Source organism: Campylobacter concisus (assembly GCF_003049735.1).
Lineage (GTDB): Bacteria > Campylobacterota > Campylobacteria > Campylobacterales > Campylobacteraceae > Campylobacter_A > Campylobacter_A concisus_AN.
The window spans coordinates 344,576-360,104 of sequence record NZ_PIRM01000001.1 but is presented as its reverse complement, the minus strand read 5'-3'; the positions used below and the strand labels follow the sequence as shown (position 1 = coordinate 360,104).

The 15,529-nt window shown below is 33.0% G+C and carries 16 protein-coding genes; 3 read left to right on the top strand and 13 right to left on the bottom strand.

Annotation, left to right across the window (positions count from 1 at the left end; translation table 11 throughout):
* Positions 1 to 86: 86 nt before the first annotated feature.
* From CVS97_RS01760 to CVS97_RS01750, 3 genes are all read left to right on the top strand, one after another.
* On the top strand, positions 87 to 767 hold the full coding sequence (locus CVS97_RS01760; protein WP_072594208.1) for an NlpC/P60 family protein: 681 nt from the start codon (positions 87 to 89) through the stop codon (positions 765 to 767).
* A 108-nt stretch (positions 768 to 875) separates the two neighbouring features.
* Positions 876 to 1,685: a ferritin-like domain-containing protein gene (locus tag CVS97_RS01755; protein WP_107784862.1), complete on the top strand. Its 810-nt coding sequence runs from the start codon at positions 876 to 878 to the stop codon at positions 1,683 to 1,685.
* Entirely contained in the window at positions 1,685 to 2,182 is a 498-nt protein-coding gene (locus CVS97_RS01750) for a SixA phosphatase family protein (RefSeq protein ID WP_107784861.1), read from the top strand. The genes CVS97_RS01755 and CVS97_RS01750 overlap by 1 nt, the downstream gene beginning before the upstream one ends.
* Positions 2,183 to 2,191: 9 nt before the next feature.
* Here CVS97_RS01750 and CVS97_RS09590 read toward each other — a convergent pair whose 3' ends face one another.
* From CVS97_RS09590 to hslU, 13 genes are all read right to left on the bottom strand, one after another.
* Entirely contained in the window at positions 2,192 to 2,959 is a 768-nt protein-coding gene (locus tag CVS97_RS09590) for a methyl-accepting chemotaxis protein (protein WP_413784181.1), read from the bottom strand.
* A gap of 494 nt (positions 2,960 to 3,453) precedes the next feature.
* Entirely contained in the window at positions 3,454 to 3,954 is a 501-nt protein-coding gene (locus CVS97_RS01740) for a PAS domain-containing protein (RefSeq protein WP_072594212.1), read from the bottom strand.
* Between the two features lie 21 nt (positions 3,955 to 3,975).
* The gene (locus CVS97_RS01735; protein ID WP_107784859.1) at positions 3,976 to 5,214 is read right to left on the bottom strand and encodes a type II secretion system F family protein; all 1,239 of its coding nucleotides are present in this window, start codon (positions 5,212 to 5,214) and stop codon (positions 3,976 to 3,978) included.
* Complete coding sequence (locus CVS97_RS01730; RefSeq protein ID WP_087580060.1) at positions 5,211 to 6,962, bottom strand: GspE/PulE family protein; 1,752 nt, start codon at positions 6,960 to 6,962, stop codon at positions 5,211 to 5,213. Before CVS97_RS01730 ends, CVS97_RS01735 begins: the two co-directional genes overlap by 4 nt.
* 9 nt (positions 6,963 to 6,971) lie before the next feature.
* A complete protein-coding gene (locus CVS97_RS01725; RefSeq protein WP_107784858.1) occupies positions 6,972 to 7,511 on the bottom strand; it encodes a hypothetical protein in 540 nt (179 codons plus the stop codon).
* Positions 7,508 to 8,386: a transformation system protein gene (locus tag CVS97_RS01720; protein ID WP_107784857.1), complete on the bottom strand. Its 879-nt coding sequence runs from the start codon at positions 8,384 to 8,386 to the stop codon at positions 7,508 to 7,510. Before CVS97_RS01720 ends, CVS97_RS01725 begins: the two co-directional genes overlap by 4 nt.
* A complete protein-coding gene (locus CVS97_RS01715; protein WP_054196616.1) occupies positions 8,379 to 9,206 on the bottom strand; it encodes an ATP-binding protein in 828 nt (275 codons plus the stop codon). Before CVS97_RS01715 ends, CVS97_RS01720 begins: the two co-directional genes overlap by 8 nt.
* Positions 9,199 to 10,719, bottom strand: coding sequence for a pilus (MSHA type) biogenesis protein MshL (mshL, locus tag CVS97_RS01710; RefSeq protein ID WP_085657363.1), 1,521 nt, complete (start codon positions 10,717 to 10,719; stop codon positions 9,199 to 9,201). The genes CVS97_RS01715 and mshL overlap by 8 nt, the downstream gene beginning before the upstream one ends.
* Positions 10,697 to 11,110: a hypothetical protein gene (locus CVS97_RS01705; RefSeq protein ID WP_199905961.1), complete on the bottom strand. Its 414-nt coding sequence runs from the start codon at positions 11,108 to 11,110 to the stop codon at positions 10,697 to 10,699. The genes mshL and CVS97_RS01705 overlap by 23 nt, the downstream gene beginning before the upstream one ends.
* Positions 11,110 to 11,757, bottom strand: coding sequence for a pilus assembly protein PilO (locus CVS97_RS01700; protein ID WP_107784856.1), 648 nt, complete (start codon positions 11,755 to 11,757; stop codon positions 11,110 to 11,112). Before CVS97_RS01700 ends, CVS97_RS01705 begins: the two co-directional genes overlap by 1 nt.
* Positions 11,754 to 13,274 carry a C4-dicarboxylate ABC transporter gene (locus CVS97_RS01695; RefSeq protein WP_107784855.1) on the bottom strand — a complete coding sequence of 507 codons (1,521 nt, stop codon included), beginning with the start codon at positions 13,272 to 13,274 and terminating at the stop codon, positions 11,754 to 11,756. The genes CVS97_RS01700 and CVS97_RS01695 overlap by 4 nt, the downstream gene beginning before the upstream one ends.
* 59 nt (positions 13,275 to 13,333) lie before the next feature.
* Positions 13,334 to 14,203 (bottom strand): GTPase Era, encoded by an 870-nt coding sequence (era, locus tag CVS97_RS01690; RefSeq protein ID WP_107784854.1) that lies wholly within the window; start codon positions 14,201 to 14,203, stop codon positions 13,334 to 13,336.
* On the bottom strand, positions 14,200 to 15,522 hold the full coding sequence (gene hslU, locus CVS97_RS01685; RefSeq protein WP_103648962.1) for an HslU--HslV peptidase ATPase subunit: 1,323 nt from the start codon (positions 15,520 to 15,522) through the stop codon (positions 14,200 to 14,202). Before hslU ends, era begins: the two co-directional genes overlap by 4 nt.
* Positions 15,523 to 15,529: the final 7 nt, after the last annotated feature.

Here is a 15,529-nt window from a genome sequence, read left to right as displayed (position 1 = left end):
CTTAGAATAAAGAAAGCAAAGCACTATTTCCGGTTCATTTACGTTTAAAAGTTAAAATTGCAAACACTAAAATTTTGGATATAAATATGTCAAATTCAATAAATAAAAAAATCTTTTTTATACTTAGCATTATATTTTTTACAGGTTGTTCTTTTACCTCTAATCAACCGACAACTCCGCAAAATGAAACAAATCAAACCGTAACTTCAAGTGTTGATTTTAGCGAGCAAATGATTGGTGAAATCATAGATGAAGATAATGATAGAGAAGATAAAAAATTTGGTTCTTTTTTTAAAAAATACCTAAATACAAGAGCTGGCGGTGATTGCTCAGGATTCGTTTCTATCGTAAATGCAAAGTATCAAAATATGTATTTTGATGAAAAGACAATAAATCGCTACTACGATAATGGCGGTAGAAAGTCAAAAGCGATCTATAATTTTTATGAAAGTAAAAATTTAATTACTCATAAAAATCCAAAAATAGGTGATCTTGTATTTTTCTCAAATACTCTTGGCAAGGGCGTCCAGAAAAATAAAGATAAGAAAAATATCACTCATGTTGGCATAGTTACGGCTGTTCTTGGCGATGAGACAGTAAAATTTATACATAATTCTGGCGGAAAGATAATTCATAGCTATATGAATCTAAAACAAAAAAATGTGCATCTAAAAGGAAATCAAGAGATAAATAGCTACCTTGTAAGGTGTTCAAATTCAAGTTGCTTGGCAGCAAATAGATTTGCTGGATATGGCAAAGCAAAATAAATCAGAAATTTTTACTAAAAATCTTTTAAAACAAATACTAGGCTCAAATTTTAAGCATTGTTTATATAAATTTACACTTGTAAATACAGATTTAAATAAAGAGAAAATATGAATTTTTTTGATGAAATTTGGGAAATTTTAAATGAAGGCGAGATTGGGCTTAAATTTTTAAAGTTTGAACTATTTTATGAGAAATTTAAACGAGATTTTAATATAAATTTTTGTGAAAGCTCTAAGCCAAATGAGCTAATAACGCCTAGCTATGCAAAATTTTGTGAAGTAGTTAGCATGAAAGAGCTAAACAAAAAAGTAAAGCCAAAGGATAAAAATTTAAATTTTATCCATTCGGTAGCTCATATTGAATTTAGCGCTATTGACATCGCGCTTGATGCTTGTTATAGATTTAGAAATTTGCCAAGAGAATTTTATGAAGACTGGCTAGAAGTAGCTGAAGATGAGATCAGACACTTTTGTATGATAGAGAATTTGCTCTTAAAACAAGGTGGTAGATACGGCGAGCTAAGTGTACATGATGGGCTTTTTATCGCACTTCAAAAGACTTCAGATAGTCTAACTAGCCGTATGGCGCTACTGCCAAGATATATGGAGGCAAATGGGCTTGATGCAAACGCTCATATTATAAAAAGGCTTGAAGGTGAGGGCGGAAACGAAGAGCTCATTGAGTGCCTAAAAGTCATCTTAAAGGAGGAGGTCTCTCATGTTTATAAAGGCGATAAGTGGTTTAAATTTGCTTGTAAAAAAGAGGGTATTGATAAAAATAGCTACTTTGACATTATCTTAAGTTTGTATCCAAATTCATTTAAAAATGTTAGAGAGATCAATGAGCAAGATCGCTTAAAAGCTGGATTTAGCAAAGAAGAGCTTTGCTTGATAAAGAATTTCTCAAAGGAGAGATAGTGAGTAAAATTTATTTCATAAGACATTCAAAAGCGGTTGATGAGAATAAGGACGGAGCTAAAGATTCCTTAAGGGAGCTTAGTCAAAAAGGCAAAGAAGACGCTAAATTTATGGCAAATAGACTAAAAATGTATGATGTGATGCCAGGGGCTATCTTTTCAAGCAGCGCTAAAAGGTGCGAGCAAACAGCAAAAATCATCGCTAAAACTTTAAAATTTAAAGAAAAATCCATAGAGATAAAAGACGAGCTTTACGACATAAGCTTTGAGGATCTTTTGGAGTTCGTAAGAAATTTGGATGAAAATTTAGATGAAATTTTCATCATCACGCACAATCCAAGTATAACTGAAATTTGCGAATACCTAAGCGACTCATCGATCGACAATATACCAACTTCAGGCATTTTTTGCATAGAGTTTGAGTCTGAATTTAAAGAACTAAAAGAGGGCAGTGCAAAAGCTCTGTTTTTTGACCACCCAAAGAAACATCAAAGATAATTTAATACTTTAGTTTTTATCTTTAAAAATTTCGTTATACGAAGTAAAAATTTGCTCGCTTAGATCTTCTATTTTCTTAGATTTATCAACAAAATAATTCAAATTTTGTTCGTTGTAGCCAGAGGCTGACTTCTCGAGCAAGAGTTTGATTTCATTATTTAGCGACGATGTAAGCTCTTTTGACTTATCAAAATTTTTATTTTGCTTGTGTTCGCTTATACTCTCGTTCTCATACCAATCTAGCAGGCTTTGCGCTAAATCACATATTTCTTCACTATATCCTTGTTCGTTTATAAGATCAGAGTACACTTTGGTTTTATAAGCGATTTGCGAAATTTTTGCAATTATGGCAAAGGTTTTATTTTCGACATATTTTGATGTTTGAGCAGTATTTTGTGCGTTCGCATTAAACTCGCTCAATACCTTTTTGAAATTTTCTACATTTTGTGTCGTTAATTTAGAAATTTCATCGATTTTTTTAGAATTTTCATCGATATCATTTACCTCTTGCTGAAGTGTTTTTATATTGACCTCTATATCGCTTGCGGCTTTTTGTGTATTTTCGGCTAACTTTCTTACCTCATCAGCAACTACCGCAAAACCACGTCCGTGCTCTCCTGCACGAGCAGCTTCAATGGCGGCGTTAAGAGCAAGTAGATTTGTCTGATCGGCAATATCTTTTATTAAATTTAAAACAGAGCTTATTTCAGAAGCCCTAGTGCTTAGCATGCCAGTAGCATTTGAGCAGCTTTGTACTAGACCATCAAGCTCTCCCATGTTTTGACTAAGCTCGACGATGTTTGACATATTTTCTCTTGCTATTTGTGCAGTTTGTCTAGCATCTGTTGCTGTTTGGCTTAAATTTTTGATACTTTCATTTAGATCATCTCTTACATAATTTATACCATTTATACCGTTTCCAAGTTTGTCAAGCTCGCTTGATAGAAGACCTCTAACCTTGCTTTTTTGGCCGTCTTTTATACCTGTGACACCCTTGCTCATAGATATGGCATTTCGTTTAAATAAACCCCTAAACCCTTCTACAAATATATTTCTATATGTTTTTGAGTTTTGTGCAGCTTGGACTGAGGTTGAAATTTCACGTTGAAGCGCCTCAACTTGATCTAGCAAATCATTTATGCCAAGGGCGACTTCATACATCTCGTCCTTTTCTCCAACATTTACAATGCGAGGCTCTAGTATGCCATTGCTTGCCGATTTGACAACACTTAAAATCTCATTTATTGCATTTGATTTTTTCTTAAACATATCTAGAACCTTTGCAAGTTGTTTATAAATTCATCATAGCTTGTTGATTTTTCTTCCAAAAATTTTAATAAATATTTTTTAGATGCTTCAATACCGCCATCTCGTTCTAGCTCAAGTAATTTTGCATAAAGTGGTTTTATGATCTCTATTGCTTTTGCATTTGGCTTACGTCTAACAGAATAGTATCCAACGATATTATCTTGCTGATCAAGCGAGGCTGTGATATTGCCAAATACCCAGTAAAATCCACCATTGAGAGTTTTGTTTTTAATAAAGGCAAAAATTTCCTCTTTATTTTGTATGCGTTCCCAAAGTAGCTTGAAAATAACTCTTGGCATATCAGTGTGCCTTATTATATTGTGCGGTTTTCCCAAGAGATCACCTTGTTTTACTCCTACGATATTTAAAAAAGGCTCGTTGCAATAAGTGATCCTTCCTTTTGTATCTGTTTTTGAAACTAAAAATGCGTTCTCATCAACGCCATATTCTCTTTCTATAGGCATTTTACTCCTTTAAATGTTGATTTAATTTTTAACAGCTTTTGCCATATCCCACATTGGCATAAATATACCAAGGGCGAGCAAAAGCACCATAGCTGCGATAAATATTAGTAGTATCGGCTCAATATAGTTTGAAATATTATCAATAATATCATTAAATTTCACTCTATAATAATCAGTAACCTTTTGTGTCATGTCATCTAAGCTACCACTTTGTTCGCCAGCACCTATCATTTGTATAAGCATACCCTCATAAAGTCCAGTTTGCCTAAAGGCCTCGGTTAAGCTTATGCCACGGCCAACCAGCACTTTTACAGCAGTTAGTTTATTTTTTATGTCTTGATTTGAAACAGTTACAACGGCAGTATCTAGTGCGTCAGCGATAGGAAGTCCTGCACGAACAAGCTCCGTAAAGATTAGATTAAACCTACTCATATTTGCAAAAAATATTATTTTGCCCACAAGATAGACTTTTAGTAGATATTTATCGACCTTATCCCTAAAATTTTCATCATTTGAATATTGCTTTTTTAGCAAAAAAGCAAATGCAATAAGAACAACTATTATATATATGCCGTAATTGCTCATTATGTATTCAATGTTTAGTAAAATTTTAGTAGGAAGGGGGAGGTCGGCATTAAGCTGGCTAAAAATTTCTCGAAATTGTGGAACAACTGATGTCATAAGCACAATAAAAGCCAAAATTATAGAGCATATTATGGTTATTGGATACCTTATGGCTTTTTTAAATTTTTGCTGGTTATCCCAGACTTCTTGCAAGATAGCAGCTAGCTTTGATAATGCATCGGCCATATTACCAGTACTCTCTCCAAGCCTTACCATAGCGACAGTGACATCGCCTAGCTCTTCTTGAAAATTTTCTATACCTTGAGTTAAGCTAGCACCTTGATTTAGGTCTTCGTCTAATGTTTGAAATATTATTTTTAGCCTTTTATCCTCAGTAGCATTTGCTGTCTCTTTTATGCCATCATGTATTGATATACCAGCATTAGTCATAACGCTAAGTTGCCTTATGGTAGCAACTAGAGCTGGAATTTTTACTTTTGAAGAAGAGAATATTTTGTTAAATTTTTCTTGCAAGTCCAAAAAATCATTGTTGATACTTGAGACCTGAGTTTCTTTGATCTTTACTATCATGCCTTGAATATTTGCACAATTTTTTACATCATTTTTGCTATTGGCCTTTAGGCTCATCTTTTGGCGTTTGCCATCTTTTATATATTCTATTTCGTAAAATTTCATATCTTGGCAACTCTATATACTTCTTCGATTGTTGTTACACCATTTGCTGCGCGTATAACGCCATCATGGAACATATCTATAAAGCCTTCGTCATAGGCGGCCTTTTTAAGCTCTTCTTTTGAAGCGTTGTTTGCTACGATACTTGCTATATGATCGCTGATAGATAATATTTCGCTTATCATTTCACGCCCTAGATATCCAGTTTGTGAGCAGTGTTGGCAACCTACGCTTTTATAAAATTGATAATCTTCAGGAAGAAATTTCTTAATCTCGTCAAGAGCTTTTTGAGATAGCGTGACTTTTTGTTTGCAATACGGACAAAGCTTTCTTACAAGCCTTTGAGCCTCGATGCAAACTAGTGCGCCACTTACTAGATATGGCTCAATACCCATATCAACCATACGAGGTAAAGCGCTAATAGCGTCGTTTGTATGAAGTGTAGAAAAAACCAAGTGACCAGTTAGTGCCGCTTGAATCGCGATCCTAAGCGTCTCTTGATCTCTGATCTCACCTATCATGATAATATCTGGATCTTGCCTTAAAATAGAGCGAAGAGCTGATATAAAAGTAAGCCCAGCCTTCTCATTTACATGTACTTGTTGGATCATATTTAGCTGATACTCGACCGGATCTTCAACGGTAATAATCTTAGTTTTTACACTTTTTATATCATTTAATGCACCGTAAAGTGTAGTCGTTTTTCCAGATCCTGTCGGACCAGTAACCAGGATAATGCCATAAGGTGCTTTCATGCTCTTTTTAAACTTAGCAAAGTTATCTGGATGCATACCAAGGTCTTCAATGTTTATGATAACTTTTGATTTGTCCAAAATTCTTAAAACTATGCTTTCGCCATTTAAGATAGGTAGCGTAGAGATACGAAAATCGTACTCTTTATCTAAAATTTGAGCTGAAAATCTACCATCTTGTGGGCGGCGGCGCTCCGCGATATCCATATTTGAAAGTAGCTTCATTCGGCTTACCATCGGTGGATAGATATCTTTATCAAATATAAATGTCTCACTTAGCATGCCATCTATTCTGCTTCTTACTATGCAATTTGTCTCGGTTGGCTCAATGTGAATATCGCTTGCTCTGCTTTGAATAGATGTTTTTAAAATTATCTCAATTAGCTTTAAAATTCCAGAACTTTCTGTGCTTTGCCCTTGGCTACTGGAGCTTGAAAGCTCTTTTCTGATCTCTGTAATGACGTCTTTTATACTTTCATTAAGAGCTATTTTATTTATATATTTTTCTATCTGGGCTGGATCGGCGCAAGCTACTTTTAATAGCTTTCTGTTAAATAAATTTTGAACTTTATCCTGAATGATTACATCAAAAGGATTTTTAAAAGCTACATAAACGCTTATCTCGTCTTCTTTTACAGGGATGGCGTTATATGATTTTAGCTGCGAGGTGCTTAGCTTTTCACTGATACGGTAGTCGATATCTATATCATCAAGATCAAAAAATGTGATTTTAAATTTATCACATACATATTGAATGAAGCGCTTTTGATCTATCTGAAGGCTAGTTGAAATTTCATCAATGTCAGTGTGTCCTCTTCTATAAATATCAGATAGAATTTCAAAAAAAATCTCTTCTTCTAGCATATTTTCTTCAAGCAAAATAGCCAAAAGACTTTTTTTATTTATCTTTTTTATCTCTATAATCTTTAAAATTTGCTCATCATTTAGTTTATTAAGTTGCTCTAATGTTTTTAGCGTTAAATTTTCTAAATTATTCATCTCTTCTCTTTATCTATACTCAATCTGCGAAGTAAGATCGTCATTTTTAAAAATTTTTAAAATCATTTTTACAAAATTTGAGCCAACGATTGCACTAAGCTCATATCTTGTGTCTGAATTTGGCTCTTCAAAAATAAATACACCAAGCTCCTCAACGTATTCTTTTTTGACAAATTTATCAAATATAAATGAAAGAATGTAATCGCTCTTTGGAAGTCTAATATAGCTTATATCAGCCCCATCCAAGATAGCATGAAGCAATAGCTTTTTTTTAAGCAATATATCTGCAAAATATGCTGCATTCTCTCTTGAGCTTTGCGTTTTTGATAGTTTGCTTGCTGGAAGAGCGAGCCTATCTATATCATTTGTTTTTAAGCAAGATATGCCAAAGATATTAAGAAATTCTTCATTTTGTGAATCTTTTAAAAGATCTTGTATTTTTTGATTACAAATTTTAGGATATTCAGCTTTTTCAAAATAACTTTTTATGTCGGCCACCCCAAGTGCAAAGGCATTTAATGATAAAAATATAATAAGCAAAAATTTCACAACGTATCGCTTTTTATCTTATTTATTAGCTCATTTATTTCTGGCTTATTTTTATTTTTATTATATTCTTCTAATGCGCGCAAGGCATCATCTTTTTGCTTTAGCATATATTTTGCCTTAGCAAACATGATCCAAGACTCCTCAATGCTACTATCTAAATTATTTGCCGACAGTGCCCATTTTATAGTGTCGCTATATCTTTTATCTTGATAGCATTTTCTTGCTATTTTAAGGGCGATTTCTGGATTTTTGCTTTTATTAAAATTTTCTTTTAGCATAGAAATTTCATTGTTTTCACTTGAAATTTGAATATCAATTTTTGGCTTTGCCTTTGGTTCTAGTTCTATTATCTCTTCATTTGATAGAGACTGTTCATTTTGTATATTTTCATTTTCAGTTGGTAAATTTAGCTTTAACCAACCACCACCACTTCTTTGTTTTTTGTCTGATGCCTGCTCTTTATTATCTTCATTTAGCTTTATGGATTGTTCTAGCTTTTTAGCTATTTTCTCAGCGAGCTCATCTTGTTTCTTATCTGATTCAAACCTCTCTTTTGCCTGCTCACTTTTTTGTTTGCCATCTTCTAAAATATTTTTGCTGACATTAGTTTCAGTAAAGGTTATATTTTTTTCTTTTATATCTGTTTGTATTGTCAAATTTTTCTCAACTAAAGCTGGAGTATTGGTTGTCTCTTTTTTGTTTTTAGCATTTGAGAAAAATAAAAAAGCACCAAAGATAAAAGCAATTAGCAAGATCGTAATTATTAAAAGACCTAGCTTTTTATGTGATAACAATTTTAAAAAGCTATTTTTATTCTTTTTTTCGTACTCTTCATAGAGCTTTTCTAGTCTTTGAATTTCTTGTAATTCAAGCATGAATTATTCCTGTATCAAGTGCAGACATTGTCAAAATTTTAATATTTGCGTCCTCGCTACTTAACTTTGATGGCTGATTTTGTTCATAATATTCACAAATTTCATAAAATTTATACATAATTTTATTTAGTGTGCGTAAATTTCCGCAACAAAGCTCATAGGCTTTGTCATAGTCTTTTTTCTGAAAATTTAGGTATTTATCGTAGCCTTTTTGTCCTATTTTTCTTTGTAAATAAACTATGATTTCATTCGTGTTTGCACTTCCAAGCTCTATACTCTCCCAAATTCTAGTTTGAAAATAGTCTTTTGCTAACACATCTTCATTTTCAGTTTTATGAATCGTAAATAGAAATTTAAATAATCTTGTATCGGCCATAAGCCTTATTTTTTCGATCAATTCAGTAGGATAAAGTTGTGCTTCATCCAAGATGACAACTATTTGGTTTTGTAAAATTTCATCTTTATTTTTAAATTCTTTTGAGTAGTGTGCAACAAAACTTTCAAAATTATTTATATTATCAAGTTTATTTCCGTATATATCTTCACAAAGAGCTTCTATAAATGTAGCCTCGCTAAAAAAAGGATGTGGGAAAAAAATTAATTTTTTATCCTTTTGAAGATCAGAGGCTATCTTGTTTAGCAAAAAAGTCTTTCCACTACCAGGCTTGCCATAAAAAAGTATAAGCTTTAATGGCTTTTTTAGAGCCGAGACGATCTTATTGTAACAAGTGATTGAATTATCTAGGTTAACAAAATCAGCTACTTCGTCTTCGTTGATAAAGATATCTTTTATATCTGTATAAATATTCTTGTTATTCATAGATCGTTTTAGAAAAACCTAAGTCTTTTAATGATTGATTAAGTGGCTTTTTTTTGTCAAAATCAACTACATGAGGAGTGATGACAAAGATAAGTTCTGTTGTCTTTATATTGTCTCTTGTGCTTTTAAAGACACCACCTATAAGCGGGATATCAGAAAGAAGAGGTACAGAAGTATTATTTTTACCCTTTGTCTGGCCTATTAATCCACCAAGAATAATAGTATCACCGCTATCAACTTGAACAACAGTTGATAGCTTCTTTTGCACCGTATCTGGAGCAATCTCTCTTAACGCATTTTGTCTTGTGTCGTCTTCAGCATATTTAAAGTTACTAAGCGATGGATTGATTCGAAGCATGATTTTATTATTATCAGAGACTTCTGGTAATAAATTTAATAATATGCCTATAAAAACAGAGTATTGTTTGTAAGTGGTTGTCAACCTATCGCTATTGCTGTTTCCATTGTCAGTCTTTTGTTGAACACGGTAGTTTATGTTATCGCCAACTGAGATTAGAGCTTGTTGATTATTAAGTGTTGTTACTTTTGGGCTTGATATAACCTTTGTCTTTCCATTTGTTTCAAGAAAATTTATCATTCCATCAAGGCTGAAATTTAAATTAGCTGCAATATTTAATGTACGTCCAAATCCATCACTTAGGCTATTGCCTTTATTTGTCCAAGTTGCACTTGAGCTCGGATTGTTTCTTGAATTACCAATGTATGTATTAAATCCAAGTTCAAATTTACTCCAATCAACGCCTTGCTTGTATTCATTATTTAACTCAACTGAAATAATAGAAACATCAATAATTACTTGTTTTTTTAGTCTTTTTTGCATTTCATCTATATATTTCTCGACACGCTTAAGTTGAGAAGGAGTGGCCGTAACAGTGATAAGTCCCGCATTTTGGTTTATAATAGGATCAGGTGCTGTAATATGTTCGCTACTATTATTTAAAATAGCTTTAAGCTCAGCATCTAGTTTTTCCCAAAAGTCAAACCTTTCAGTAGTTTTTATAAGGTTGCTTGAGCCTTGAGAACTATCATCTTGGGAATTATCGCTACTACTTGAACCACTAGAAATTTCAGATGGAGTAGCATCCACTGAAGCTTGGGTGACCGCAGTTCCTTCTCTAATAGAAGTTATATAGTCTAGTTTAAAAATTTGAGTTTTTAAAGATGAAATTTTTAATACATTATTTGAAAACTCGTAGCTTAAATTTTTCTCACTTAAAAGTAGGTCAAAAACTTCGCTAAGACTCATATTTCTGATATTAACGCCAAAAACTTTATCTTTTAGCTCTGTTTTACTATAAGTATCCTTTGCAACAATACTAAAGTTACACATCTCTGAAAGCTGATTTAACACATCTACTAGTGCAACATCATCTGAAATTTTCATATTAAAATTCTTGCTTAAACAACTACTCTCATTAGCACTAGCATAATTCATATTTAAGCAAATGAGTGCACCTATTATTAATATTTTATTTAATTTTAATCTCAACATTTTTACTTCCATTTTTTAAAATTAGCTCTTGTTTTTCATCGCCTTTTACTAAAAAAACACTATTTCTAGTAATGTTGGCTATTTTGTAACCATCAACAATATCACCGACAGCATACCACTTGGAATCAATATTTGCTTTGTTTAATAAAATTGCTTTTAAACTAAGTCCTTTTGAAGCCTGAGGAGTAATTGATGAATTTTGATCTGTTATCGTCTTGATAGGTTCTTGTTTAAAAGGATTTTTTATGCTCGAAAGCTCAATATCGCTAAGACCGCTTCTTTTTTCCTTTATTTTTTCAAAAATTTTATCATAAGAGTCCATTTCCTCTTGAAGCTGATTAGCAAAAGCAATATTTAAAAATAAAAAAGCCAATAAAATTTTTATTTTCATTAGTATTTCATCCCCCAAACAGATATCGAGATCTTAGCGCCAAACTCTTTTTGGGTAGAATTTACATCCATTTTATGAAGATCAACTACTAGCTTTGATTCTTCAAGGCCATTTATATATGAAAGCATATCTTTAAAACCTCCCAAAAATGTCAAGTCAATATTTAAAATTTGCTCAATCTTTTGGAAATTTGGCTCTTTTATATCGCTTTTTAATTCTAAAATTTTTATATTATTTTGCTTTGCTAAAGATACGATGTTGTCTAAAAAATTTGCCCAATTTTGATCGTTAAATAATAAAAACGATAGTTCTTTTAGCTTTGAATCAAAATGAGCATTAAATTTTAAAACACTAGAGTATTTGCCTTTAAGCGTTTCAAGTATTTTGGACTCTTCATTTATTTTAAAATTTTTATCCCCGCTAGGTGAGCTGGTCGATCTTAAATAATCTCTTGTTCTTGAAAGATCATTGCTAATTTTAGTATGCGAATTAAATCTTTCATCATAAAAATCTTGCGACGGATCAAAGCAAAGCATATAAACAATATAAATAATAATTAAAGCTGAACCCAAAAAAATTATATTTGTTTCGCTTTGTTTTTTTGCGTCAAAATACTTATCTATTTTACTTAAAACGTCTTGTCTCATTGTCTAATCTCTATACTTATATTACTTTCATACTCGTTATTTTGCTTATCTTCTTTAATTTTTTTTGTATTTACTGAATATTTAGGCATCTTGCTGATATCTTTTATTAGCTGCGTAATCCTTTTTTCATTATCGCTAACAACCGTTACAGTTAAATTTTTATCGTTATTTTTAATATTTGTTATAAAAACGCTATTGTTATTTATCATATCGGTAATTTCAAAAAGATTTAAACCTTTCATTACGTAGTGATCTTTTTTGTTTTCAATTTCTTGAAGCAATCCTTTTCTAAAATTTAACTTCTCTTCCTCTTTATCAGTTAATCCTTTTATATCATTTTGCTCTTTTTTTAGTATTTCAAGAGTATTTCTTATTTGTGCTGCTTGTGCATTAAGAACATCAAGCTCATCGCTTAGTCTTTGCGAATCTGCCTCTAAAATACTGCCAGCTATATAATTATAAAGAGGATAGGACATGCTTAGGCAAAAAGCAGCGGCACATGTCAGTATAAATTTACCGCTTTTTCTCTTTGTGAACGGATCAGGCCTAAGTAAATTTGAGAAGTTAAAATCGGCATTAAAGGCCTCTTTTTTGTAAAAATTTGCATATAAAGCCATCATGTTATATCGTTCGCTGATAGCTAAATTTTTAGAATTTATTACAGTGCTTGTATTTAATTTCGTAGCATTTGTGCCAAGCTTTGTATTGATAAATTTTTCTAAACGCTCTATTTTATAGTCGCAGTCAATATAGATATTTTTTATATTTATGCTATAGATTCTATTGACAACATTTATCGTGTCATTTACGTAAAATATATAGTCCTCAAAAACAGTATTTAGATCGTAGCTAAAGCCTTCTTCATTGCTATCTAAAAGCCCTCTTGTCTTTAGTATATCCAAAAAGCTTTCTAGACTTACTCTTTCGCCACTTTGCTCTATAAATTTATCTTTTAGATAATTTAGTGTGTATCTTAAACCTCTTGATGTAAGGTATTCTCCATTTACATAAATGCTTATAAATGCTTCATCGGCCCTAAATGTCAAAAAACAATCACTCTGAGTGCTAGGAAGCAAGCCTTTTTTATATATAGCACTATATAAGAGTGGCTCTACAACGACATAATCTATAAAAGGTACTCTTTTAGAAATATTTTTAAAAATTTTATTTATAGTTTCGTTTGTAGCAATAAAAACATTAAAAATTCTATCTTCTTTTTCAACATTGCTTTCAAAATAAACTATTTTATAGTCAATCGCAGGATCAAGAGAGAGCTCTTCGTAAATTTTGATCGAGATATTATTTTCAATATCCTCATCATCTATTGTTCTTGAGATATTTATGGTAGCTGTTATTATATCTTTGTACTCGATATAAGATATAAAAAAGTCTCGCTTTAAAATATTCTTTGAAAGACTTAGTGTATCGACATTGCTATTAGAAAATCTAAAACCTTCATATTCATAAGGATCTAGTGTAACGATTGGATTATCGTTAATTTTTCTAAGCTTTAACATAAAAATTTACCTCATAATGCTCTAATTAGGCTGTATTTTAATATTTTTACAACAAAAAATCAATATCCAATTATTTTATTAAGGCTCTTTTCTTCTTTACTCCAGCCTTTTTTAACGATTACATCGAGTTTCAAAAAGACCTTTGATCCGGTTAAATTTTGTATTAACTTTCTTGCAAAAATTCCTATTCGTTTTATCGTTTCACCATTCTTACCGATGATCATACTTTTGTGAATTTCGCGCTCAGTGATGATGCTCGCATAAATTTCAGTTATGCCTGTTTTTTCTTTTACGCTTTTTATGATCGCATCGCTAAGATATGGGATCTCATCACTTAAATTTTCATAGATCGCTTCAAGTATAAATTCTCTAAAAATTTCTTTTTCATTTGTCGGCGTGAGAAATTCTGGATCGTAAAAATATTCATGCTCTGGCAAAAGCTTGCAAATTTCATCAAGAAGCGGCTTTTTATAGGTAGGCTGCTTGGTGCTAAAAGTAAGCAGAGCTGTAAATTTATCTTGAAATTTCTGGTACTGGGTAATTTTTTCTAAGACTTTAGCATTTGAGCTCTCATCGGCTTTTGTTAGCACTAAGATATGTGGTTTTTCAGGATTTAGAGCTAGAAATTTTTCATAGTCACTTGTATCATCATGGATAGGTGCTAAAAATACGATGAGATCGCAGTCTCCCATCGATTTTATAGCTTGGCTAATTAGCAGTTGATTTATTGCCTTGTTGCTCTCATGAAGTCCTGGCGTGTCGGTGAAGATGATCTGATCTTCACTATTCATCACGATGCCATTTATCTTTCTGCGAGTTGCATTTTGCTTGTGTGAAACGATGGCAATCTTTTCGTTTAGTAGCGCATTTAAAAATGAGCTTTTGCCAGCATTTGTGCGTCCTATGATGCTAACAAAGCCTGATTTCAAAGTATATACCTCGCTAGGTCTTGATCCTCAACCACGTCTTTTAGGCGCTCTTTTACGAGCTCTTTTGTCACATTTATCTTCTCGCCGCTCTTCTCGCTAGCCTCAAAGCTGACATCTTCTATCACGCGCTCGATCACGGTGTGAAGGCGTCTAGCGCCGATATCTTCCATCTTTTCATTTGCTGCGTGAGCGATCCTTGCTATCTCTCTTATCGCTTCATCGTCAAATTCTAGCTCGACATTTTCGGTTGAGAGTAGGGCGATGTATTGTTTTAAAAGCGAATTTTTTGGCTGGGTTAAAATTTGATAAAGTGCGTCCTCATCAAGGCTATCAAGCTCGACCCTTAGTGGAAAACGGCCTTGTAGCTCTGGGATGAGATCACTTGGTTTGCTTATGTGAAAAGCGCCAGCTGCGATAAATAAAATGTGATCTGTCTTTAAATTTCCAAATTTAGTATTTACATTTGAGCCCTCAACGATAGGCAGCAAGTCTCTTTGCACGCCTTCTTTGCTAGGATCTTGTCTGTTTGAGCTACCTGAGCCAACGGCTACCTTATCGATCTCGTCTATAAAGATGATGCCCTCGTTTTCAGCTCTTCTTAAAGCTTCAGTTTTTACGCTCTCAAGGTCTAAAATTTTATCATTTGCCTCGCTTTGAAGGGCTTTTTTAGCGTCTTTTACCTTCATCTCTTTTTTGATGTTTTTACCGCCGATGCCAATTATCTTTATAAAGCTCTCTTGCATCTGCGCCATGTCAGGTGGCACGTTTGAGCCAGCCTCAAGCGGATTTTGCTGTACCTCGATCTCGATACTTAGCTCGTCAAGCTCGCCGTTTCTTAGCCTATTTAGCATCTTTTCATAGCTCTTTGCGTACTCTGCTTGCTTCTCTTCGCTAGCACCTTTTGGAAGTGGTGGCAGTAGCTTTGAGACGATCTTTTCTTCGATGTAGGCGTTGATTTTATCTTGATTTTTTTCACTTTGCTCGTTTTTTACGAGATTATATGATGCCATAGCAAGGTCTCTTACCATACTCTCAACATCACGGCCAACAAAGCCAACCTCGGTATATTTGCTAGCCTCGACCTTGATAAATGGCAGTCCCATCATCTTTGAAAGACGCCTTGCGATCTCAGTTTTACCAACGCCAGTTGAGCCGATCATCAAGATATTTTTTGGCATGATGTCATCTTGCAAGCTCTTTTCAAGCTTCATGCGGCGGTAGCGGTTGCGAAGTGCGATCGCTATAATCTTTTTGGCGTCCTTTTGACCGATCACATAGTCATCTAAAAATTTAACAATTTCTCTTGGTGTTAAGTTCATTTTCTCT

What these genes read in the sequence shown, in the direction of transcription:
- CVS97_RS01760 (WP_072594208.1), top strand. Translation starts at nt 87, where the DNA reads ATGTCAAATTCAATAAATAAAAAAATCTTTTTTATACTTAGCATTATA.
- CVS97_RS01755 (WP_107784862.1), top strand. Translation starts at nt 876, where the DNA reads ATGAATTTTTTTGATGAAATTTGGGAAATTTTAAATGAAGGCGAGATT.
- CVS97_RS09590 (WP_413784181.1), bottom strand. Translation starts at nt 2,959, where the DNA reads ATGGGAGAGCTTGATGGTCTAGTACAAAGCTGCTCAAATGCTACTGGC.
- CVS97_RS01740 (WP_072594212.1), bottom strand. Translation starts at nt 3,954, where the DNA reads ATGCCTATAGAAAGAGAATATGGCGTTGATGAGAACGCATTTTTAGTT.
- CVS97_RS01735 (WP_107784859.1), bottom strand. Translation starts at nt 5,214, where the DNA reads ATGAAATTTTACGAAATAGAATATATAAAAGATGGCAAACGCCAAAAG.
- CVS97_RS01730 (WP_087580060.1), bottom strand. Translation starts at nt 6,962, where the DNA reads ATGAATAATTTAGAAAATTTAACGCTAAAAACATTAGAGCAACTTAAT.
- CVS97_RS01720 (WP_107784857.1), bottom strand. Translation starts at nt 8,386, where the DNA reads ATGCTTGAATTACAAGAAATTCAAAGACTAGAAAAGCTCTATGAAGAG.
- CVS97_RS01715 (WP_054196616.1), bottom strand. Translation starts at nt 9,206, where the DNA reads ATGAATAACAAGAATATTTATACAGATATAAAAGATATCTTTATCAAC.
- mshL (WP_085657363.1), bottom strand. Translation starts at nt 10,719, where the DNA reads ATGTTGAGATTAAAATTAAATAAAATATTAATAATAGGTGCACTCATT.
- CVS97_RS01705 (WP_199905961.1), bottom strand. Translation starts at nt 11,110, where the DNA reads ATGAAAATAAAAATTTTATTGGCTTTTTTATTTTTAAATATTGCTTTT.
- CVS97_RS01700 (WP_107784856.1), bottom strand. Translation starts at nt 11,757, where the DNA reads ATGAGACAAGACGTTTTAAGTAAAATAGATAAGTATTTTGACGCAAAA.
- CVS97_RS01695 (WP_107784855.1), bottom strand. Translation starts at nt 13,274, where the DNA reads ATGTTAAAGCTTAGAAAAATTAACGATAATCCAATCGTTACACTAGAT.
- hslU (WP_103648962.1), bottom strand. Translation starts at nt 15,522, where the DNA reads ATGAACTTAACACCAAGAGAAATTGTTAAATTTTTAGATGACTATGTG.